At 67.1% G+C, this 22,968-nt stretch carries 16 protein-coding genes; 5 read left to right on the top strand and 11 right to left on the bottom strand.

Annotated features, from left to right (window positions below):
* Nucleotides 1-251: 251 nt before the first annotated feature.
* The 3 genes from FHS42_RS05515 to FHS42_RS05525 all read left to right on the top strand — a co-directional run bounded on the left by FHS42_RS05515 (nt 252) and on the right by FHS42_RS05525 (nt 3,491).
* Entirely contained in the window at nt 252-1,397 is a 1,146-nt protein-coding gene (locus tag FHS42_RS05515) for a ParA family protein (protein ID WP_184569371.1), read from the top strand.
* The gene (locus tag FHS42_RS05520; RefSeq protein WP_184569372.1) at nt 1,394-2,551 is read left to right on the top strand and encodes a ParB/RepB/Spo0J family partition protein; all 1,158 of its coding nucleotides are present in this window, start codon (nt 1,394-1,396) and stop codon (nt 2,549-2,551) included. The genes FHS42_RS05515 and FHS42_RS05520 overlap by 4 nt, the downstream gene beginning before the upstream one ends.
* A gap of 322 nt (nt 2,552-2,873) precedes the next feature.
* Nucleotides 2,874-3,491 (top strand): GNAT family N-acetyltransferase, encoded by a 618-nt coding sequence (locus FHS42_RS05525; protein WP_184569373.1) that lies wholly within the window; start codon nt 2,874-2,876, stop codon nt 3,489-3,491.
* A 5-nt stretch (nt 3,492-3,496) separates the two neighbouring features.
* Here FHS42_RS05525 and FHS42_RS05530 read toward each other — a convergent pair whose 3' ends face one another.
* The 8 genes from FHS42_RS05530 to FHS42_RS05565 form a co-directional block, all read right to left on the bottom strand.
* Complete coding sequence (locus tag FHS42_RS05530; RefSeq protein WP_184569374.1) at nt 3,497-4,261, bottom strand: alpha/beta fold hydrolase; 765 nt, start codon at nt 4,259-4,261, stop codon at nt 3,497-3,499.
* 209 nt (nt 4,262-4,470) lie between these two features.
* On the bottom strand, nt 4,471-4,800 hold the full coding sequence (trxA, locus tag FHS42_RS05535) for a thioredoxin (RefSeq protein WP_184569375.1): 330 nt from the start codon (nt 4,798-4,800) through the stop codon (nt 4,471-4,473).
* Between the two features lie 51 nt (nt 4,801-4,851).
* Nucleotides 4,852-5,811, bottom strand: a complete 960-nt coding sequence (trxB, locus tag FHS42_RS05540) for a thioredoxin-disulfide reductase (RefSeq protein WP_184569376.1) — start codon at nt 5,809-5,811, stop codon at nt 4,852-4,854.
* Between the two features lie 174 nt (nt 5,812-5,985).
* Nucleotides 5,986-6,951, bottom strand: coding sequence for an anti-sigma factor family protein (locus FHS42_RS05545; protein WP_184569377.1), 966 nt, complete (start codon nt 6,949-6,951; stop codon nt 5,986-5,988).
* Nucleotides 6,948-7,637, bottom strand: a complete 690-nt coding sequence (gene sigM, locus FHS42_RS05550) for an RNA polymerase sigma factor SigM (RefSeq protein ID WP_184569378.1) — start codon at nt 7,635-7,637, stop codon at nt 6,948-6,950. Before sigM ends, FHS42_RS05545 begins: the two co-directional genes overlap by 4 nt.
* Before the next feature lie 38 nt (nt 7,638-7,675).
* Nucleotides 7,676-9,397, bottom strand: coding sequence for a protein kinase family protein (locus FHS42_RS05555; protein WP_184569379.1), 1,722 nt, complete (start codon nt 9,395-9,397; stop codon nt 7,676-7,678).
* A gap of 110 nt (nt 9,398-9,507) precedes the next feature.
* Nucleotides 9,508-12,237: a murein biosynthesis integral membrane protein MurJ gene (gene murJ, locus FHS42_RS05560; protein WP_184569380.1), complete on the bottom strand. Its 2,730-nt coding sequence runs from the start codon at nt 12,235-12,237 to the stop codon at nt 9,508-9,510.
* Between the two features lie 45 nt (nt 12,238-12,282).
* The gene (locus tag FHS42_RS05565) at nt 12,283-14,640 is read right to left on the bottom strand and encodes a DUF6049 family protein (RefSeq protein WP_184569381.1); all 2,358 of its coding nucleotides are present in this window, start codon (nt 14,638-14,640) and stop codon (nt 12,283-12,285) included.
* Between the two features lie 190 nt (nt 14,641-14,830).
* Between FHS42_RS05565 and FHS42_RS05570 the strand changes: the two genes are divergently transcribed.
* On the top strand, nt 14,831-16,315 hold the full coding sequence (locus FHS42_RS05570) for a CCA tRNA nucleotidyltransferase (protein WP_184569382.1): 1,485 nt from the start codon (nt 14,831-14,833) through the stop codon (nt 16,313-16,315).
* 234 nt (nt 16,316-16,549) lie between these two features.
* On the opposite strand, the gene FHS42_RS05575 is transcribed toward FHS42_RS05570, so the two are convergent.
* The 3 genes from FHS42_RS05575 to FHS42_RS05585 form a co-directional block, all read right to left on the bottom strand.
* On the bottom strand, nt 16,550-17,863 hold the full coding sequence (locus FHS42_RS05575) for an MFS transporter (protein WP_184569383.1): 1,314 nt from the start codon (nt 17,861-17,863) through the stop codon (nt 16,550-16,552).
* Between the two features lie 81 nt (nt 17,864-17,944).
* On the bottom strand, nt 17,945-19,027 hold the full coding sequence (locus FHS42_RS05580) for an inositol-3-phosphate synthase (protein ID WP_184569384.1): 1,083 nt from the start codon (nt 19,025-19,027) through the stop codon (nt 17,945-17,947).
* Between the two features lie 50 nt (nt 19,028-19,077).
* Nucleotides 19,078-19,746 (bottom strand): PadR family transcriptional regulator, encoded by a 669-nt coding sequence (locus FHS42_RS05585; protein ID WP_184569385.1) that lies wholly within the window; start codon nt 19,744-19,746, stop codon nt 19,078-19,080.
* Nucleotides 19,747-20,130: 384 nt separating this feature from the next.
* Here FHS42_RS05585 and FHS42_RS05590 point away from each other — a divergent pair, with 384 nt between their 5' ends.
* Nucleotides 20,131-22,953 (top strand): transglycosylase domain-containing protein, encoded by a 2,823-nt coding sequence (locus FHS42_RS05590; protein WP_184569386.1) that lies wholly within the window; start codon nt 20,131-20,133, stop codon nt 22,951-22,953.
* Nucleotides 22,954-22,968 lie beyond the last annotated feature (15 nt).

Raw genomic sequence — 22,968 nt, forward strand, 5'->3', positions numbered from 1 at the left:
TTCTTAGAAGCACCAGATGCGACTTCTGAAGGGGCAGTGCTCCTACAAGCTGGCAAACGTACGCATGCCGGAGTGTCGGGGCGGTCTGACGGGCGCGTCCGTGCATCGTGTTTCACGTGAAACGTCGCTCCCTGCTGCATGGAATCATCAGCCGCGGCCGTGCGGCTGCCGCGCCACGCGACCCTCAACCTCGTAAGAAGGCCGATTTATCCACAGGAGAACGGGCCTCGCTGGTTCGCAACCCCGAAAGCATGGCAGGCTCTGTTCATTGCGAGCCTGATGTCGAGGAGAGTGAAGCCTTGCGGTCCGACGCCAACATCGCGGGACCGATGACCGAACCGGTCCCCGGCCCCCGTACCGCTGAGCCCTCCCCGGGCGCGCCCACGGGGCCGCCAACATCGGAGGATGTTTCACGTGAAACGCCGCCTCCGATGGATGCTTCTCCCATGTACGAGCGGGATGCCTCCGCCCCCATCGGCCGCGCGGCTCAGGTTGCCGTAGCGGCGCTGGGGCGCGCGGGTGAGGGTCTACCCCGTCCGCGGCAGACCCGAGTGATGGTTGTCGCCAACCAGAAGGGCGGCGTCGGTAAGACCACCACGACCGTGAATCTGGCGGCCTCCCTTGCCCTGCATGGCGCCCGGGTACTGGTGGTTGACCTGGACCCGCAGGGCAACGCCTCCACGGCGCTCGGTATCGATCACCATTCCGACGTCCCCTCCATCTACGACGTTCTGGTGGACAGCCGGCCGTTGTCCGACGTCGTGCAGCCGGTCCCGGATGTGGAGGGGCTGTTCTGTGCCCCTGCCACCATCGATCTGGCTGGTGCCGAGATCGAACTGGTCTCGTTGGTGGCCAGGGAAAGCAGGCTGGACCGCGCCATCCAGGCGTACGAGCAGCCGCTTGACTACATTCTCATCGACTGCCCACCCTCACTCGGCCTGTTGACCGTGAACGCATTGGTGGCGGGCGTAGAAGTGCTCATCCCCATCCAGTGTGAGTATTACGCGCTGGAGGGCCTGGGGCAGTTGCTGCGTAACGTCGAGTTGGTGCGGGGTCATCTGAACCGCAAGCTCCATGTCTCGACGATCTTGCTGACCATGTACGACGGCCGGACGCGGCTGGCCTCTCAGGTGGCCGACGAGGTCCGCAGCCACTTCGGGAACGAGGTGCTGCGGACCAGCATCCCCCGGTCGGTGCGGATTTCTGAAGCCCCGAGTTATGGGCAGACGGTCCTTACCTACGATCCCGGTTCGAGCGGGGCGCTGTCCTACCTTGAGGCCGCCCGGGAGGTTGCGCTGCGCGGAGCTGGTGTCTACTACGACGGGCAGCACGCGCGCGCGGTGCCGCGCGAGAATTCACAGCTTGACCAGCACACCATGTCGGAGGGGACGCAGTGACTGAGCGACGGAGAGGGCTAGGCCGAGGGCTCGGTGCTCTGATTCCTGCCGCACCCAAGGGCGTGGATAGCCCGACGCCCACGGTAAGTGTGGGCGCAGCCTCACCTACGGCGGTCCCCGTGCTGACGCCCGAGCGAGGCATCGCGGCGGCCAAGGCGACGACTACGCCTCCCAGCGATCGCCTCCAGGAAGAGGCAACCGTTGTGGAGAGCGTTTCACGTGAAACGGAACCCGCACCTATCGCGGAGGCTGCTCCGACTGGCGTGGTGGATGACGGATTGGGCGCCCACTTCGCCGAGTTGCCGCTCGACTTCATCACGCCCAACCCGCGGCAGCCGCGCGAGGCATTCGATGAGGATGCCCTCGCGGAGTTGGTGACCTCCATCCAGGAGGTTGGCCTCCTTCAGCCGGTCGTGGTCCGGCAGTTGGCCGCGGAGCGCTACGAGCTCATCATGGGTGAGCGGCGTTGGCGGGCCTGTCGGGAGGCGGGTCTGGAGAAGATTCCGTCGATCGTTCGGGCGACCGACGACGAGAAGCTGCTGCTGGACGCGTTGCTGGAGAACCTGCACCGTGCTCAGCTCAATCCGCTCGAAGAGGCCGCTGCGTACGATCAGTTGCTGAAGGACTTCAGCTGTACGCACGATGAGCTGGCCGACCGGATCGGGCGCTCTCGTCCCCAGGTCTCCAATACGCTGCGGTTGCTACGGCTGCCGCCGTCGGTGCAGCGGCGGGTGGCGGCCGGGGTGCTGTCGGCAGGACATGCACGGGCACTGTTGTCGATCGATGACTCGCTAGAGCAGGACCGGCTGGCGCAGCGCATCGTTGCGGAGGGGCTTTCGGTTCGTGCGGTGGAGGAGATCGTGACCCTGCTGGGGTCGCGACCGAACAGCACGCCGAAGACCAAGGGCCCCCGTGCCGGCGCCCGGGTGTCGCCCGCGTTGACGGATCTGGCCGCACGGCTTTCTGATCGCTTCGAGACGCGGGTGAAGGTCGATCTGGGCCAAAAGAAGGGAAAGATCGTCGTTGAGTTCGCTTCGATAGACGATCTGGAGCGCATCCTGGGCTCCCTGGCGCCCGGTGAAGGTCGGGTTCTGGAGCAGAGCCTCACCGCGGAGCAGACCCCGGAGCGGACGTCGGAGCAGGTGGCCGAGTAGGTGGCGGAGAAGACGACGACGCAGGGCGCATCCGCTGAGTAGTGGTTTCGCCGGAGCGGGTTGAGCCCCCGAACGGGGACTCGACCCGCTCTTTGCTTTTGAAGCGGTACCGGGGAAATCGGCTCGCGGATACGATGCGTGCGGATATGGCGCGTCCACGAGGAGGGCCGCCATGCGTCGCAGGAGGAACCGCATCGGGTGGGTGGCGGCGAGATCTGGGCTGAGGGGCCGTTGCCGGATTGATGGGCAGCCTCGCTAGGAAACGCAGCGCACGGTCGGCCGCTCACTCCGCGGCTGATGAGGGAAGCGAGGAACTAGCTCTATGGGGCGTCAGCTCGTACCGCTCACACTCGATAATCTCCCCGACATCCCCAAGCGCTGTCGCACCTGTGTCTTTTGGGAGCTCGACCCGGTGAGTGGCGAAGCCGCGGTGCGGGCCGGTCGGCCAGAGGTCGAGAAGGAGGCCTGGATCTCGGCCGTGCTGCTGGAGTGGGGTTCGTGCGGCCGGGTGGTCTACGTCGATGAGGTGCCGGTGGGCTTCGTGCTGTACGCGCCTCCGGCGTATGTGCCGCGCTCCACTGCCTTTCCCACCAGCCCGGTGGCCGCCGATGCCGTGCAGTTGATGACGGCCTGGCTGATGCCGGGGTACCAGGGTCAGGGGCTGGGGCGGGTGATGGTGCAGACCGTGGCCAAGGACCTGATACGGCGCGGAGTGAAGGCCATTGAGGCCTTCGGGGATGCGCGGTGGGAGGAGCCGGCGTGTGTGCTGCCCGCCGATCATCTGCTCGCGGTGGGCTTTAAGACCGTACGGCCGCATCCACGCTATCCGCGCCTTCGGCTGGAACTGCGGACCACCATCTCATGGAAGGAAGACGTGGAACTGGCTCTCGATCGGTTGCTGGGCGCTGTGCAGAAGGAACCGGTGCTCCGTCCGCTGTAGCGGGCTCAACCGACAGGGACTCTCTCCTTGAGGAAGTCGATCAGTAGATCGGTGACGGCCGATGGCCGCTCCAAGCTGGGAAGGTGACCCGCCCACGGCAGTTCCCTGTGGTCGGCTTTCGCGAGCAGATGCGGTAGTCGGGCAGCGATCTGTCGAAAGTCCGCCAGATCATGCGCTCCCGACAGGACGAGGCAGGGCGCTTGAATCGCCGCCAGTTCAACCACGGCCCTGATGGGCTCGAACTGCTCAGCGGCGGCCAGTTGCAGCTCGAAAGCGTGCCGCTGCATCTGACGTACCGCCTCACGGGCGGTCTCGTCGGCGTCCGGGCCGAGCCAGGTTTCAACCATCAGTTCCGTCGCACCGGCGATGTCCCCCGCCTCGATCAGCGCTTCCTCGCGCTCTGCGAGCGCCCTCAGTTCGGCAGAGGACTCGTGACCGGGTAGGGCGGAACAGAGCAAGCCCATGGCGCTCACTCGATCCGGCCAGCGCGCGGCGATCTCCAAGGCGACTTGTCCGCCGTACGAGGACCCGACTAGTGCCGCCTGCGCGATGCCAAGACTGCTCAGGAGGGCCAGCACATCCTCGGCGTCATTGTGAGGCCGGTCCGGCGGCGGAGTCTCACCGAAGCCTCGAAGATCACAACGCACCAGCCGATAACCGGCGTCGATCAAGGCCGGCCACTGGGCATCCCACATCCGCCGATCACACACCCCGGAATGCAACAGCACCAGTACAGGGCCGTCTCCGACCACATCATGAGAGAGCGTCATTCGGCAGATCCTACGCAGCCGCTGCTCGACACATCCTCGTGATGAGCACCGCCACTGCCCCTGCTGGTCAGCCCGGCGAACCGTGTCGGTCACAGCACTCACCACTCGCCTTGCTACGCCAACGGGCCCGCTCCCTGGAGGGAGCGGGCCCGTTTCACGTGAAACGTGATGCGTGACGGCGGTGGGTGTCGTCAGCGCGGTGGGTGCGATCAGCCGAGGAAGTCGGAGAGATCGCGCTCGATGGCTGCCTTCGGCTTGGCGCCGACGATGGTCTTCACGACCTCGCCGCCCTGATAGACGTTCATGGTCGGGATCGACATGACGCCGTACTTGGCGGCCACGGCCGGGTTCTCATCGATGTTCAGCTTGACGATCTCGATCTTGTCGCCGTGCTCGGCCGCGATGGCCTCAAGGGACGGGGCGATCTGGCGGCACGGGCCACACCACTCGGCCCAGAAGTCCACGAGTACGGGCTTGTTGCTGTTGATGACGTCCTCTTCGAAGGAGGCGTCAGTCACGTTCTTGAGTGTGCCAGCCACGGCGATTTCCTCGATTCGATAATGCGGGGGCGGAGGTAACAGAAGGAAGCGTCAGACGGCGGCAGCAGGCGGCTCGTCGTCCGCGAGCCCGGCCAGGAAGCGCTCGGCGTCCAGCGCGGCGGAGCAGCCCGTACCGGCGGCGGTGATGGCCTGGCGGTAGGTGTGGTCCACAACGTCACCGGCGGCGAAGACACCCGGAAGCTTGGTGCGGGTGGTGGGGGCTTCCACCTGTAGGTAGCCCTCGTCGTCTAGGTCAAGCTGGCCCTTGAACAGCTCGGTGCGCGGGTCGTGCCCGATCGCGATGAACAGGCCGGTCACCGGCAGCTCCGACGTCTCCCCCGTGGTGCGGTTGCGCAGGGTCAGCCCGGAGAGCTTGCTCTCACCGTGGATATCGGCGATCTCGCTGTCCCAGATGAACGAGATCTTCGGGTCGGCGAAGGCACGGTCCTGCATGGCCTTGGAGGCGCGCAGGGTGTCCCGCCGGTGCACGATGGTGACGGACTTGGCGAAGCGGGAGAGGAAGGTGGCCTCTTCCATCGCGGTGTCGCCACCGCCGATCACGGCGATGTCATGGTCCTTGAAGAAGAACCCGTCACAGGTGGCGCACCAGGACACGCCCCGCCCCGATAGGTCGTCCTCGCGCGGCAGGCCCAGCTTGCGATGCTGCGAACCGGTGGTGATGATCACGGTCTTGGCTCGGTGCACCGTACCGGCGGAGTCGGTGACCATCTTGATCTCGCCGCTGAGATCCGCCGCGACGATGTCGTCCGGGATCAGCTCCGCACCGAAGCGCTCGGATTGAGCGCGCATGTTGTCCATGAGGTCCGGACCCATGATGCCGTCGCGGAAGCCGGGGAAGTTCTCCACGTCGGTGGTGTTCATCAGCGCACCCCCGGCGGTCACGGCGCCCTCGAAGACCAGCGGCTTCAGCGCGGCACGGGCGGTGTAGAGCGCGGCGGTGTAGCCCGCGGGCCCGGAGCCGATGATGATCACGTTGCGGACGTCGCTCACGGGATGTCTTCCTTGTCTCTGCCGACGACGGACTGGGGGCAACCGGACCGGCGATCGCTCCCGGAAAACTGCTGCCATCCCACCCAACGGATACTACGGGCCCGGCATTCCCGTGTTATCTGGACCATCGTCCGTGTCCAGATGACGGCGCGAGCTGGCGCTCGTCGGGGAGCCTCAGCCTCGTGAGTAGTTGCGCTGCATCAGCACGGTGCCGGGAGGGGAGGGGCTCTGCCGCACACAGTCGGCGCTCACCACGAACGCGTCCACCGTGGTGTCATCACCCGGATGGGGCAACACCACGAGGTAGGCGGGCTTGCCGTCGTAGGTATTCCTCTTGGCGGCGAGCGGCGTCTCGGGACGCTTGGTGCCTTCCTTGACGCATGACGGGATGGCGTCGCCGCCATCACTCATCGGACTGTTGGGAGAGGTGTGCACACCCGCCCCTTGAGAGGGCAGGGCCTTGTGGGCGGACTCATCCGTCTCGGTCAGCAATGCCCGCACTTGCCTCTCCAGGCTGCGGGAGGAGAGCGTCGTGGCCCCCGAACCACCCTCCGTGGTGGAGTTCTGCGTGGACGAGCCCTCATCGGGGCCGTTCTGTACGAGGAAGGTACCCACGCCGAGCACGGCAGCCGCGCAGGCCGTGCTGAGGAGCGCGGTGCGCCAGCGGCGCCCCCGCGTGGCACGGACGCCGGGGGCCTGTCGGCCAGGGCCGGTGGTCGAGCGAGCGCGACCAGGCGGGCGATCGGGTCCGCTGGGTGCCGTTTCACGTGAAACGTCGGCCGGCTCAAGCGTTGTTTCACGTGAAACGGCGCCGGTCTCGGTACCGGCATGGGTATCGATCTTCGCGCCGGCGCTAGCGCCAACATCGCCATGACGATCGGCCGTGGCGTCCAGCAGCGCCTCGGCGGCCAGCGCCGCGTCGATGCGGCCCGCGATGTCGTTGGGCATGCGCGCTGGGCCGGGGAGCGTTCCAAGCAGTCCGCGGATCTCCTCAAGCGAGGTATGTACATCCGCACACAGCGGACACTCCGCCAGGTGCTCACGCACGGCACGCATGCGGTCGGGGCGCAGCGCGCCCTCGGCGAGGGCGGAGATTTCCGATACCTCGGGGTGCTCGTCCGTGTCGGTCGTCGATGTCATGCTCGCCCACCTCCGCCCTTCACGGGATCTACGTCGTTCGGTCCTATCGGCGGTGAGACGGATGTCCCCTGCGCCCGGTTCCTTCCCCCACTCGAACCCGGGCTATTCCGTTCCTTCGGGTGGAGATGTGACAACAAGGGCAGAAGTCTTGCCCGCCCGCGGGCGCACCGGCTCTTTACGGTGCCGGTCGGCACTCCGAGTACCTCGGCAGCCTCGGCCACGGGGTAGCCCTGCATATCGACGAGCACGAGGGCCGCCCGCTGTTCGGGGGGGAGCGTACGCAGCGCTTGGAGGAGTTCGCGGTGGAGGTCGTGGCGCTCGGCGGGAACTGCGGCCGATTCCTCGGGTTCGAGGAGCTGCTCAAGGCGCTCGGTGTCGTCGGTCGGGGAAGTCCTGCGGGTGGCTGCCTTACGGGCCCGGTCAAGGCAGGCATTCACCGTGATCCGGTGCAGCCACGTGGTGACGGCCGACTGACCTCGAAACGTGTGGGCGGCTCGATAGGCGGACACCAAGGCGTCCTGGACGGCGTCCGCGGCCTCCTCGCGGTCGCCGAGGGTACGCAGCGCGACCGCCCACAGGCGGTCGCGGTGGCGCCTGACTATCTCACCGAACGCGTCGGGATCGCCCGCTACATGGCGTGCGAGGAGCTCGCGGTCGTTCGCGGCGCCGTGCGCGGCGTCTTGCAACGGGGAGCCCCCTCTCGTGCCTGCCTCCCCGATGCGGGTCAGCCCGTGATCTTGATCTCCGAGATACCTCCGCGGTATCCGTCGGCTGTGCCGTCGCTGGGCAGCTCGGTGATGTGGATCAGTACGTATCGCGTTCGGACCGGCTTGTCGAGGGCTGCCGACAGTTTGTCGTCGGCCCTCTGCAATGTGGTGAGCTTGTGGGGGAAGTCTGCCAGGGCGGTGGGGTCTGCCGCTGCGGGGTCGGCGGCGAGAACTTCGACGGTCTGCCCAGGGGCGTAGAAATCGACGTCGATGCCCGAGACGTTCTTGGCGCTGCCGAGATCGACGATGATGCCGCTGCCATCCAGCCGGTTCTTGAGGTTGCCGAAGTTGGCGTAGCCCTCGTACCGCTTGGTGATCCAGGCGGTGCCCGGCTCCTTGTCGATGGCCGCGGAGACCTTTTCCGGCGCGAGCGGGGAGTCCAGCGGCGAGAATTCGCCGGCGTCGTCGATCGCCAACGGCTTGCCGGCATGCTTCTTGGGGCGCTCGTCGTCCTGGCGCTGGTTGTTGTCCGAGCTCCCTGTCTTGCTTTCCTTCTTGAGTAGATTGTCTGCGAGCTGCCAACTTCCGAGCCCGATGGCCGCAATCAGCAGCGCGGAGACGGTCCACTTGAGGGCCCGGCCGGCGCGCCCCTGCAAGGGGGGCGGCGGGGGCGGAACAGGGGCCATCCGGGCCGCACCGGTACCGCCTCGGGCCGGCGGCTGGGCGTACGCACCCTGTTGGTAGGTGGTGCGCTGGTAGGCCGGTGTGGCGGTGAAGGAGGGCTCAGGGGGGCGGACCCGCGGCATGTCGGCGATGGCAGCCACCAACTCCTGCGGCGTGGTGCAGGGCGGGTCCTGACGGGATGCGGTGGCCCCGTCATTGACGAGCGCCCGCATGGCGAGCTCGGACAGCCCCCGATGCACCCCGGCGCGCACCTGGTCGGGCGCGATGAGGCCAACACCCTTGGGCAGCCCGGCCAGCCCGTGGGCATCGCTCTCATACGGCCAGCGCTGGGTGAGCGCGGCGTAGAGCAGGGCGCCGATCGCCTCGGTGTCCGTACGCTGCGGCTCGGTGGTGGTGATGCCACGTAGCGCGGCCATGACGGCCAACCCACGAATGCGGTACTGACCCGATTCCGTTCGCAAAACGGAGTTCGGGGTCAGGCGCAGATGGGACAACCCCTCGCGATGGGCGGACGCCATGGCCTGGGAGATCTGACTGACGAGTTGGAAGGCATCGTGTGGCTCCAGCGCACTGGTGGCCAGCACCGTGGTGAGCTCGGTGGCGTCGGATAGCCATTCGTGGACGACGTAGACAAGGTCATTTTCCTCGACGGCATCCAGAACCTGGACAAAGCGCGGGTCGCCGAGGAGCGCGGCAGAGCGAGCGGCGGCGAGAACAGGGCGGGCGCGAGGGTGGTCGGCAGGAAGGACATGCACACCGACGGCCCGGCGCAATTTCTCATCGACGGCACGCCAGCTACTGAATCCGTCCAGTCGAGTGACGCACTCCTCCAGGCGATAGCGTCTGGCGAGTTTGTGACCACTGTGCAGTTCTTGGGCGCCTGTATCGGCCGATGCGCTCGTGTCCTGCTCGGCAGGGCGCGCGGTCTCTGTGTTGTTGCTGGCCTTCTGCTGGGCCTTAGCCTCGTCGGTCGTGGCCTTGTCCGCCTTGGCGGACAGCGGTTCTTCGCCGCTGTTATCGGCCACGTCGACGGCAGCTGTACTCCGGTCCGCCACCGTCGTTCCCTGCCTCCCCATCCGTTGCGCCTGTTCCACGGCCACGACAATTGTGCCCACAGACCGCCACTGTGCACGACACGCGGTGGCGGGCGATGGTTGTGCTGCGGTCAGCGGCCGAGACGACCGCGGACCATTCCGATCAAGGTGGTCAGTTCCTGGATGCGCATGCGCTTTGCGGCGACGTAGAAGATCCCGATAAGGACGATTCCGCCACCGACCAGAGCGCCGAGTGAGCCGGCCAATCCGCTGCCGAGTGCACCGGTGATGACGTATGCCACCGCCCCGGCCACTGCGGCGGCGGGAATGCAGGCGCCGAAGAGGCGCGAATACGTGCGCATTACGTGACGGCCATCCAGGTCGCCTCCCAGCCGGTCGCGCAGCCGCCGCCAGGCGACCCCCACGCCGACCGCGTAGGCGAGACCGTAGGACGCGGCCATGCCGACCACGGCCCAGCGCGCGGGCAGCAGTACGTAACACAGGCCGGACGCGGCGGCATTGATGGCCGCGACGATGACGGTGTTGTAGAAGGGCGTGCGAGTGTCCTCGTAGGCGTAAAAACCGCGGAGGACGACGTACTGCACGGAGAACGGGATGAGGCCGAGGCCGAAGGCCATCAGGATGTAGCCCATCGAACGGGCCGATTCGATGCCTGATGAACCGAAGAGCAGGGTGCACATCGGGATGCCGAGGGCCACGAAGGAAAAGGAGATCGGGACGATCGCCACGGCCGAGGTGCGTAGCCCTTGGGACATGTCGTCGCGCACCGCGCCCGCGTCGCCGTCGTGGGCGGCCCGGGAGAGCCGGGGCAGCATGGCGGCCATCACCGAGACGGTGATGATGGCCTGCGGCATGCCCCAGATGAGCTGGGCGCTGGAGTAACCGATGAGGCCGGTGCCGGGGTAGCCGTCGTCGGCCGCGGCCGAGCCGGCGCCGGTGGCCAGCGCGGTGACGACGACCACACCGGCCTGGTTGGCCAGTACGAACAGCACGGTCCACTTGGCGAGCTTGGCGGCCTTGCCCAGGCCGTGGCCGCGCCAGTCGAAGCGGGGCCGGAAGTGGAAGCCCGCGTCCCGCAGGTACGGGATCATCGAAAGAGACTGGACGACAAGGCCGAGCAGCGTGCCGACGCCGAGCAGCCGGATGCCCTCCGGCGGGATGGTGGTGACGCCGAACTCGGAATTGCCGGCCGACCCGTAGACGTAGATGAACATGGCCAGGGTCGCGATGATGACGATGTTGTTGAGGACCGGGGTCCACATCATCGCGCCGAACTTCCCGCGCGCGTTCAGAATCTGGCCCATGACCACGTGCACGCCCATGAAGAAAATGGTCGGCAGACAGTAGCGGGCGAAGGTGATGGACACCTCGTTGGCCGCTGGGTCGTCCGCGATCGATGGCGACATGATCTGGATCAGCAGCGGGGCGGCGAAGACGGCCAGTGCGACAAGGACCGCGAGTGTCACCATCACCAAGGTGAGTAGGCGGTTGGCGTAGGCCACGCCGCCGTCCCTGTCTTCCTTCATCGCCCGCACGAGCTGCGGCACGAAGACGGAGTTCAGGCCGCCGCCGACGGTGAGGAAGAAGATCATCGCCGGGAGGTTCCAGGCCACGGTGTAGGTGTCACCGAGGGTGGCCGCGCCGAGGGCCGCGACGATCATCATCTGTCGAACGAAACCGGTGAGCCGGGAGACCATGGTGCCCGCGGCCATCAGCGCACTGGATTGCAACAGGCTGGCGGCCTTGCCGCGCCCTCGCTGCTGGGCGGCCATCGCCGCCCCCGGAGACCCGAGCATCACCGTGGCGTCGATGCCGGGCTTCGCGGTCGGGCTCGTCGGCCCGCCGGGCGCCCCAGGGGGCGCCGGCCGGTGATGCCGACCCTGCGAGGGGCGGGGCGCACGGGGGTCCTGGTGGGTGCGCGGGGTGGGGCCCTGCTGCTGGTACTGACCCTGCTGGGCGCCTTGGCCGTACTGATTTTGTTGGTACTGCTGGGGCTGTTGAGCCTGCTGGTCATAGTCGGCCTGTTGCTGGTACTGAGCGTGCCCGCCGTACTGCTGTGGGTAGTGTCCCCCCTGCTGGGGCTGCTGTTGCTGTCCCTGCGCGTAGTCCGCCTGGGCCTGCTGCTGGTTGTACTGGCCGTATGCGTCGGGGGCCTGCGGCTGGTGTTGCTGCGGCTCGTACGGCTGTTGGTCGCGGAAGAGGTGGGCGAAGGCGTCGGGCTCCGGACGCTCGTCCGCGCCCTGGCTGATCAGGTCATCGACGCCCACATACTGCGTGTCCGCACTGCTGTCACCGTAGGGCAGGTACCGCGAGGGCCCATCGGGCTCCGGAGCGGGCGTGGGCGCCCACAGGCGGGGGTCCGGCTGCTGCTGCTCGGGGGGCGGCTGGTGATACATGTGCTGCGTCGGGTCGGCCGAGCCGGGCGGTGGATGCGCCTGCTGGTCGTAGAGCGCGTCGCCTGTCTGAGCCCGCGAGTCGTGTGCCGGATACGGGTACTGGGCGTAGCCGTCCTGCGCATATCCATCCTGGGCGTAGCTGCCCTGGGCGTACGGGTCCTGTTGGTAGGAAGCCTGGTCGTACGGCGCGTACTGCTGGTACGCCTCGTCGGTGTAGACGGGGAAGGAACCCGTGACGTACGGCTCCTGATAAAAGCCCTGTTGGTAGGCGGCCTGCGCGTAGGGGTCGGGGATGTAGGGGTCCTGCGGATACGACGGCTGCTGGTACGTGGGGGCGACGTAGTGCGGGTCCTGCGCGGGGGTGCCGGACTGGTACGCGGAATCCTGATGAGCAGGGTCAGCGCCCGCGTCACGGTCGCGGTCACCGTCGTACGGCGCGTTCATCGCTACCCCACCTCATTGTCCGCGGCCGTGTGGCCCCACCATTCCTCAACGGTCCACTTTCTCACCTGAGCCGGATGGGCCAGTGCTTTGCGATCCGGTGTCCGGGTTTGGGTCACTCGGCTGCACGGGGTCCTGGGAGCCCGCTTCGGAGGGAGAATCGGAGGTGTCGCCGGCGCCGGGGCGCGCGCCGGGGGTCGAATCCGGTTCCTGGTCACCGGGCTTGCCGCCGGGCCCAGCGGGGCTGCCACCCGACCGCTTGCGCTTGATGTAGATCCGAATGCCGGCCAGGATGAGGAGCAGCACGCCCACCGCGATGACCAGTATCACAGTCGAGGTGATGGAGGTGACGTTCACCTCGAAGGTCATGGGCTCGCCGTAAGGCTGGCCGTCCTTGGTGAACAGCTGGGCGACGACCGTGGTGCGGCCGTTGGCGCGGGCCGACGCCTCGAACTTCACGGACTGGCTGTGCCCGCCGTCGATCGCGATGTCTTGGTGGTCGCTGACCTTGAGGCGCAGCGGCTGCTTCGACATCAGCACGAGCCGCAGCCCATCGACGCCTTGCACCAGATCGTTCTTGACCGTGATGGGCAGGGTCGCGCTGCGCCCGGAGAGGGTGGCAGGCGACTTTTGGATGATGCCAACCTGCTCGGTGAGGTTGTGCAGATGTCCGCTCACATCATTACGGAAGGCCGTCGCACCCCGGGCATCATGGCGCCAGGAGGTGGACATGTCCCGCGTGATCGCGGTGCTGAACGGCGTGACCACCCGCTCTTTGTACGTAAGGACCTTTCGGAATCGGTCCAGCGTGTGCTGGGTCTCCTGTATCTGGGAGAAGGCCGAGGTGGGCAGCTCCCGCTTGCGCAGCGAAGACGGGTAGTCGCGGCGCTTGGGCACCTGGCGGGCCGCGGCCGGGTCGGGCTTGGCCTTGGCCGCGTCGCTCAGCTCCTGTGGCTCGCTCCAGCGCTGCGACTCCAGGCCGCCGAGCGCGGTGGCCATGGCCTGTGCCTGGTTCGCGGTGGGCATGCGCGGCGGTGCCACGACGATGCTGCGCTGCCACTCCGGCCTCTGCTGCGTGATCATCAACGTCTGAGCGAGGAACTCCTGAACGGCAAGGGCGGAGTTCTCGGCGCGCGTCATGTCACCGTCGAAGACGGTCGACAGGCGAGCGTCGGCGACGATGGCGCTGGTGCCGCCGCCGATCGGTCGGGTGGAGGTGGGCGTGTAGGTGAGCCCGGGATTCTCCTGGAGGCTGTCGTTGCGGGTGATGATGTGATGGGCGCCCGCCGAGGTCGCGACGTCCACGATGGAGGAGTCGATCGCGCCCTCTACGGGCCAGGCGAAGTCGGTGGTGGGCGTCACTTGGAGGATGGACTCCACCGTGTTGGTGGCCAACTGGGTGGCCGACTGTAGATGGCTCAACGTGCCGGTCACCACCTTGCCGCGATGGGCCAGTGAGGCCAGGTCGGGGTCGGCGAACGGCAGGGCCACCACCTTGTGGCCCTCTACCGCATCGTCGAGGGCGGCCATCCACTGTCGGGCGACTGCCTGCCCACGCCCGGGCGTGGTGTCGTCGCCGTTTTGTACGTCGTACTTGCCGGCCATGGCGTCCACCGTGGCCAACAGGTCGGGGTCGAGGACCCAGGTGACGGGCAGGTCCTTGCCGAGCGCCACGATTTGCTGCAACCGACCGCCGGGGGCGAGTTCCTTGGCCAGGTCGTCGTTGCGGAAGATCGGGGTCTGCTGCCTGTCGGAGTCGGTACGCGCGGTGATCTGTGTGGTCGAGATGACTGGCCAAAGGAAGCTGAGCTTGGTCTTCTCGCCGGGCGCAATGGTCTGCCAGGGCAGGAACGTCCGCTGGATACCCAGGGTCTGCGGGTAGGGCAGGGCCTTTGTCTGGCCGGTGAACGATACGGCGATTTGGTAGACGCCGTCCTGGTGCAGAGGAAGCTGCTTGACGGGCACGGCGATACTGAAGTCGCGGCTCACCTTGGCGGGCAGCGTGCCGATCTTCTCCGCGTATTTGCGGTCGATCTCCACCCCGTCTATGCCGGAAACGTAGCCGGTCCGGGTGGCGGCGGTGTCGATGGCGCTGCGGCCTCCCATCATCGGGCCGATCCGCAGTCCGGCATGCGAGACGCTGATGGCCGAGCGGCCCCTGTTGGTGACGGTCCCCTTGATGGTCAAGGTGTCGTTGCCGGTGGGCGTCGCGGGCGTCAGCGAGTCGATCGACACGTCCACGGTGCGCGAACCTGTGGGCTTGGAGGCAGCATCGGCGTTCGGGGGCGCTGAGATCTGCACCAGACCCGCGAGGAGCGGCACGGCGGCCGTAAGTGCCGCGGCGCGCCGTAGCCATCGTCGGGCAGGAGCAGAAGTCGTCCCTTGGAGCTCTGCCGCCTCGGCCACGCGCTCGCCCGTCCCTCGTCGTCGTCAGTGGTCGTCGGTTGTGCGTCCACGCATGGTAACGAGATCCGGTGTGGCGAAGTGCTGGGGTGTGCTCCACATGATCGTCACAGGGCGGCTGGGCCGGCGTTGGGGGGCGGCCCACGGCGATCGATGAGGCCGGAGGCCTGTAGGCAACGTACCCTGTTCTGTTGTGCCGAACGCCAACCATGACACCCAGACCTCGCAGTCGTCCCACGAGCTCAGCCAGGTGCAGCGCCGGGCGGTGAGCGAGCTGCTGCGGGTCTCCCCCGTCGCCGACGATCTTGCCATTCGCTTCCAGCAGGCCGGGCACTCACTTGCCCTGGTCGGTGGCTCGGTGAGGGACGCGTTGCTCGGTCGGCTCGGCAACGATTTGGACTTCACCACGGATGCCAGGCCCGAGGACGTATTGCGGATCGTTCGACCGTGGGCGGACGCAGTCTGGGAGGTCGGAATCGCCTTCGGTACGGTCGGCTGCCAGAAGCAGGCACCGGGCGAAGGGGGAGGAAACCAGACCTTTCAGATTGAGGTCACGACATATCGGTCGGAAGCGTATGACCGAACGTCGCGGAAGCCGGACGTTTCCTACGGAGACTCCATCCAGGAAGATCTCGTCCGGCGAGACTTCACCGTCAACGCCATGGCCGTTGCTCTCCCGCAGAAGGAGTTCATCGACCCTCATCACGGCCTGGAAGACCTCGCTGCCCGAGTGCTGCGCACTCCAGGGACGCCCGAGCAGTCATTCTCCGATGACCCGTTGCGCATGCTGCGTGCGGCGCGCTTCGCGGCCCAGCTCGACTTCCAGGTGGCACCAGAGGTCGTTGCCGCGATGAAGGCCATGGCCGAGCGCATCGACATCGTCTCCGCCGAGCGGGTACGCGACGAGATCAACAAGCTCGTCCTGGCACCGCACCCCCGCAAGGGCCTCAAGCTGCTCGTGGACTCAGGGCTCGCTGACCGGGTACTGCCGGAACTGCCCGCGCTGCGCCTGGAGCGGGACGAGCACCACCGGCACAAGGACGTGTACGAGCACAGCCTGACCGTGCTGGAGCAGGCCATGGATCTGGAGGAGGACGGGCCGGACCTGGTGCTGCGACTCGCCGCGCTGCTGCACGACATCGGGAAGCCGAAGACCCGACGCTTCGAGTCGGACGGCCGGGTCTCCTTCCACCATCACGAGGTCGTCGGCGCGAAGATGACCAAGGCGCGGATGGCCAAGCTCAAGTATTCCAACGAGATGGTCAAGGACGTCTCGCGGCTGGTCGAGCTGCACCTGCGATTCCACGGCTACGGGACAGGCGAGTGGACCGACTCCGCAGTTCGCCGCTATGTGCGCGACGCGGGGCCGCTCCTCGACCGGCTGCACAAGCTGACGCGCTCCGACTGCACCACGCGAAACAAGCGCAGGGCCACCGCGCTTTCCCAGGCGTATGACGGCCTGGAACAGCGCATCGCGCGGCTGCGGGGCGAGGAGGAGCTCGATGCCATCCGACCGGACCTGGACGGCAACGAGATCATGCAGGTCCTTGAAGTGGGGCCGGGACCGCAGGTGGGCAAGGCGTACAAGCATCTGCTGAACCTGCGGATGGAGCACGGTCCACTGGGGCGCGAGGCGGCCGTGGCCGCGCTCAAGGAGTGGTGGGCGGCCCAAGGCTGAGGATCGGTGCGCAGGGCGGTCTTGCCTGGCGCCGGTGGAGAAAGCGGATGGGGGAGCTGATGGAGAAAGAGGACCCACCCTTGAGGGTGGTGGGCCCGCCCGTACACCGTTGTGTAGAGCGCATCTGCCTGTCCGCTGTTGCGTAGCTCGGGTCTGCCCGGATGTCTGCGTGCCCGTACAACCAGCGAGCGCTGGCCCTCTCGTGGCGGCCTCGGTTGCGGCGACAGCACCGTTTCACGTGAAACGGTGCTCGGTGGTTTCACGTGAATCAACGGGCCGGTCGCGTTTCACGTGAAACACGACCAGGCTCACGGCGACGGCATAGAGCGCGGACACGACGAGCACCAGGGCCGTCGAGGTGCCATCGGGCGGCAGCATGAGAGCCGCTACGCCGGCGGCGCCGACGAAGGCGACGTTGAAGAGCACGTCGTACAGCGAGAAGACTCGTCCCCGGTAGGAGTCCTCGATGGACGACTGCACGATGGTGTCCGTGGCGATCTTCGCTCCCTGGGTCGTGAGGCCCAGCACGAAGGCGGCGAACAACATGGGCACCGGCGCAAAGGGCAGCCCGAGAGCGGGTTCCAGCACGGCCGCCGCGGCTGCGCAGGTCGCCACCCAACGCAGTGGCCCAAGGCGTGCCGTGGCCCAGGGAGTGCACACCGCCGCCGCGAGGAAGCCTGCCCCGGAGACGGCCACGGCGATACCGAGCAGCGTGAGCCCATCGGAGTCGGCGTCGCTCCACGCGTAGCGGCACAGCATGAGGACCATCACGGTCAGTGCCCCGTAGCAGAACCGCATGAGCGTCATGGCGGCCAGGGCGCGGGCGGCCCCACGGTGCTCGGTGAGATGGCGCAGCCCGGCGGAGAGGCCGCGTGCGGTGCTCAACAGTGCGTGCTTCAGGTGGGGTTGCAGCCGCTCCGGGTCGGGGCCGAGCAGATCGCGCGGCATGCGCAGCGAGGCGAGGCCGGCACATAGGTAGAGCGCGGCGCCGAGCAGGATGACCAGTGCGTCCGACGCCGCACCGTTGGGGGCGGCCAGTCGAACGGCGAGGGCCAGGCCACCGGCCGCGGTGGCAGCGAGTGTGCCGGCCGTTGGGGAGAGGGAGTTGGCCAGTATGAGCTGTTCGCCCCCGGCCACCACCCGCGGCAGCGCGGCCGAAAGCCCGGCCAGTACGAAGCGGTTGACGGCCGTGACGGTGAGGGCGGATGCGTAAAAGAGCGCGTCGGGGACCTCGGCGACGATCAGTGCGGCCGTACCCGCGGCCAGTACGGTCCGGGCGAGGTTTCCGTACAGCAGCACCTGCCGACGACGCCAACGGTCAAGGAGGACCCCGGCGAACGGGCCGAGCAGCGAGTACGGCAGCAACAGCACGGCCATGGCGGAGGCGATGGCTGCGGCCGATGTCTGTTTCTCCGGAGAAAAGACGACGTAGGAGGCGAGCGCCACCTGGTAGACGCCATCGGCCGCCTGGGACAGCAGCCGGACGGTGAGCAGCCGGCGGAAGTTGCCGATCGCCAGGAGTACGCGCAGACCTCGGACAGCGGACATGGCGCAAAGCCTCACACAGCGCGCGGGCCCCCGGGTTCACTACCCGGGGGCCCGCGCGCGGAGAAGAGTTGACCTGAGCGCTTAGCGCTCGATTTCGCCCGCGATGAACTTCTCGACGCTCTCTCGGGCGGCGTCGTCGAAGTACTGCACCGGCGGGGACTTCATGAAGTACGAGGAGGCCGACAGGATCGGGCCACCGATGCCGCGGTCCTTGGCGATCTTCGCGGCGCGCAGCGCGTCGATGATCACGCCCGCGGAGTTGGGGGAGTCCCAGACCTCAAGCTTGTACTCCAGGTTCAGCGGAACGTTGCCGAACGCACGACCCTCCAGGCGGACGTAGGCCCACTTACGGTCGTCCAGCCAGGCCACGTAGTCAGACGGGCCGATGTGGACGTTCTTCGCGCCCATGTCGCGGTCGGGGATTTGCGACGTGACGGCCTGCGTCTTGGAGATCTTCTTGGACTCCAGGCGCTCGCGCTCCAACATGTTCTTGAAGTCCATGTTGCCGCCGACGTTCAGCTGCATCGTGCGGTCCAGGATGACGCCCCGGTCCTCGAACAGCTTGGCCATCACACGGTGTGTGATCGTCGCGCCGACCTGGGACTTGATGTCGTCACCGACGATCGGCACACCGGCCTCGGTGAACTTGTCCGCCCACTCCTTGGTCCCAGCGATGAAGACCGGCAGCGCGTTGACGAAGGCGACCTTGGCGTCGATGGCGCACTGCGCATAGAACTTCGCGGCGTCCTCGGAACCCACCGGCAGGTAGCAGACCAGAACATCGACCTGCCGGTCCTTGAGGATTTGGACGATGTCAACGGGCGCCTCGGGCGACTCGTCGATGGTCTCGCGGTAGTACTTGCCCAGGCCGTCGTAGGTGTGGCCGCGCTGGACGGTGATGCCCGTCGAAGGCACGTCACAGATCTTGATGGTGTTGTTCTCGCTGGCGCCGATGGCGTCCACGAGGTCCAGGCCGACCTTCTTGGCATCCACGTCGAAGGCGGCCACGAACTCAACGTCCCGCACGTGGTACTCGCCGAACTGCACGTGCATCAGACCCGGGACGCGGCTGTCCGGGTCGGCGTCCTTGTAGAACTCGACGCCCTGGACCAGCGAGGCGGCGCAGTTGCCCACGCCAACGATGGCTACGCGAACCGAACCCATTCCGGTTGCTCCCTGTGTGTATTCGATGAGGTCCTGCGGAGTGCAGGGCCTCACTTGTCGGTATCGTCGGACGGGTCCGGTCGGGTACTACCCCGGTGCCGGGGCAGGCCGCCCGTGTCTTCTGATGTGTCCTGCTCAGCGGGCCGGCGCTGATCGCGCCCCGCCCGCTCGCTTTCGATCAGCTCGTTCAGCCAGCGGACTTCGCGTTCCACCGACTCCATGCCATGGCGTTGGAGTTCCAACGTGTAGTCATCGAGTCGTTCGCGGGTACGGGCGAGCGAGGCTCGCATCTTGTCCAGGCGCTCCTCCAGGCGGCTGCGCCGCCCTTCCAGCACGCGCATCCGCACGTCTCGCGAGGTCTGGCCGAAAAAGGCGAAGCGCACGCCGAAGTGCTCGTCTTCCCAGGCGTCCGGCCCGGTCTGCGAGAGCAATTCCTCGAAACGCTCCTTGCCCTCCGCCGTCAACCGGTAGACGATTTTGGCCCGCCGTCCCGCAAGCGTGGCGGCTGGGGGAGCGTCCTTGGGAGCGCTGCCCGGCTCTTCGATCAACCAGCCGTTGGCGACCAGCGTCTTGAGACAGGGGTAGAGAGTGCCGTAACTGAACGCGCGGAAAACCCCGAGCGAGGTGTTGAGGCGTTTACGGAGCTCGTACCCGTGCATGGGGGATTCGCGCAGCAAGCCGAGGACGGCGAACTCCAGTACGCCGGAGCGCCTGCTCATCCCGCCTCCTTGGTGCTAGCTGCCGGCCTTTACGTCGAGCTGGTGTATCGAGCTGATGTGTCGAGCTGATGTATCGACTCGATACATCCAGAAGATAGAACGTTGTTCCGGCTGGGACAAGAGGGGGCACGGTGAACGCGGTCACATCACTGATTCGTGGTGTTCAACGTGCCTGATTTGGCACGAAGATGATAGGTGGGCAGGTTTTGACCGTGCGTAGTCTGTCCGCCATGCAGACCACCGGGAACTGTGAGACGTCGCGAGGCGTCTTCGTCCTGGATGCCGTGCGTCCGGCCGCCCTTCGGCGCTGGCGCGCACGTTGGGGGGACCGCAAGCCACTTGCCGCTTCCAGGCGATCGCGCCTGCCCGAGGAGTAGTCGTTCCATGAGCGAGCACCGTCGCAAGCCGCCGCAGCCCCAGGGCGGCGGACGAGCAGCGGCCCGGCGCGCCGCGCCGCAGCAGCCGTCAGGCCGCCGTGCAGCGCCACCGCGCAGCAGCACGGGGTCGGGCTCCGATCCATACGAGTCACCAGAAGCAGAACAGCCAAGCGGCGGCAGGGCCGAATCCCGCCGCGCGGCCCGTGGCGGCAGTGGCCGCCGCCGGGCTGGGGGCGGAGGAGCCGCGGCTGGGGCCGGCGCCGGTGCAGCCCACGGGGCCGCCGGTGCCGATCAGCCCGGCGGGCACGGCAGCGGTGGCCCTGGCGGCCCCGGCGGTGGCCGCCGGGGTGCAGGCCCTGCCGGAGGCGGCCGTGGACGCGGTCGCGGGGCGAGCGGTCCAGGCCGTACCAAAAAGCGATTCATCGACTATCCGAGAATGGGCAAGCGCGGTTTTCGGCGCTGGGTTCCCTCCTGGAAGCTGGTCACCGGCGCCTGCTTCGTCTTCCTCGCGCTGTTGGTCGGCGCCGTGGGGATCGCGCTGATGGTGGTGAAGGTGCCCACAGCGCAGGCCGCTTCCAAGACGCAAAAGAACGTCTACTACTGGAAAGACGGCAAGCAGATGGTCGTCTCCGGCGGTGGCGACCTCAACCGTCAGATCGTGCCGCTTTCCAAGATTCCCAAGTCGATGCGTAACGCGGTCATCGCCGCCGAAAACGCCTCGTTCTACGATGACGCCGGCGTTGACCCGGTGGGCGTCGCGCGCGCCGTGGTCAACATGGCCAAGGGCGGCCAGACGCAGAGTGGCTCGACCATCACCCAGCAGTTCGTGAAGAACACCTATCTGGGCCAGGAACAGACGCTCAAGCGCAAGGTCACCGAGCTGTTCATCTCGATCAAGGTGGGTGCCACCAAGGACAAGGACGACATCCTGGAGGGCTACCTCAACACCGCCTACTACGGCCGTGGTGCGTATGGAATCCAGGCGGCGGCCCGCGCGTTCTACGACAAGGACTGCGAGGACCTGACCACCAGCGAGAGCGCGTTCCTCGCGGCCACGCTCAACGGCCCCAACCTCTACGACCCCGCTGGCGGCACTGGGCTTGCGGCCACCAAGGAGAAGAACCGCAAGCGGGCCGAGGCCCGCTGGTCGTGGACGCTGGACCGCGAGGTGAAGGTGGACCGGCTCTCCGGGGAGGAGCGGAACAAGATCACCAAGTTCCCCGAGCCGCAGAAGCCGAAGCTGGCGACGAACAAGGGCGGCCAGATCGGCTACCTCACCGACCTCGCCGACAGGTACATCATCAACCACTCCGGCATCTCCAAGGCCGAGCTGGACCGGGGCGGGTACCAGATCCACACCACCTTCGACCGCCATAAGATGAAGGCGTTGGAGAAGACGGTCCAAAAGGTCTCCAAGGAGAACATCAAGCCCGGTCAACGCCCGCAGGACAAGCATGTCCAGTTCGGCGGGGCGTCGGTGGAACCAGGGACCGGCAAGATCGTCGCCGTCTACGGCGGCAAGGACGCGCTGGAGCACTACACCAACAACGCGGACGACACCGGTGTCCAGGTCGGCTCCACGTTCAAGCCGTTCGTGCTGGCAGCGGCCATGACAGACGGCAAACGCAACCCCGCCCTCGGCCCCGACCAGGACAAGTCAGAGCGCACCCTCGTCTCGCCCAAGAGCATCTACGACGGTGACAACAAGGTCACGTTGCGGGATTACACGGGCAAGGTGTGGCTCGACAAGGACAACAAGGAATGGCACCAGCGCAACGATGGGGACGAGAGCAGGGGCCCCATCGATCTGCGCACTGCCATGCAGTTCTCGGTGAACACGCCATTCATCCAGCTCGGCATGGACGTCGGTACCGACAAGGTCCGTGACGCGGCGCTCGCGGCCGGGCTCAGCAAGGAGCAACTGGCCTCCATCACACCGACGTTCTCGCTCGGTACCTCCTCGCCCAGCGCGATCCGACTCGCCACTTCGTATGCGACCTTCGCGGCCAGCGGCAAGCAGGCGGAACCGTACTCGGTGACCAAGGTCGAGCGGGACGGGGCGGAGGAGTACGCGCACAAGGACGAGATCGAGCAGGCCTTCGATACGAACGTCGCGGACAACGTCACCGACGTGCTCAAGACCGTCGTGGAGGACGGAACCGGCACCTCCGCGCAGATCGGCCGCGAGGCAGCGGGCAAGACCGGCACCACCGACGACAACAAGTCGGCCTGGTTCGCCGGGTACACCCCGCAGCTGTCCACCGCGATCGGCATGTGGCGCGTGGACGACCAGGCCAAGAACCAGAAGTTCCTGCCCATGTACGGCGTCGGTTCGGATACCGGCTCGGAGAGCATTCACGGTGCGTCGTATCCGGCGAAGATCTGGGCCGGATACATGAAGGAAGCACTCAAGGGCGAGAAGAAGCTGACCTTCCCGGAGCCGTCCCCGATCGGCGACAAGATCTACGGTGATGGCGCCAGGCCGACTCCTACCGCTGGCCCGACCGCGTCTGAGACGGAGGCAACGACGGAACCGACTCCGTCGAAGTCCGTGACACAGTCTCCGTCCGATACGCCGACGACGCCAACGACACCGACGACACCGACAACACCGACGACGCCGACGACGCCGCCGACCTCCCCCAGCACCTCCTGCGGGCCCCTCGACCCGGACTGTGGTAATACCGGTGGACCCGGTGGTGACCCGGGCGGCCCGGGCGGTGGTGATCCGGGCGGACCCGGTGGCGGCCCCGGTGGGTCGAGCGATCCGGGCGGGCCTGGCGGCGACACGGGAAGACCGGGCGGAGGCGACGGCGGAGGCTGGTTCTAGCCGCAGCTCAGAGCC

Source organism: Streptomyces zagrosensis, assembly GCF_014203645.1.
In the GTDB taxonomy this organism is placed as follows: domain Bacteria; phylum Actinomycetota; class Actinomycetes; order Streptomycetales; family Streptomycetaceae; genus Streptomyces; species Streptomyces zagrosensis.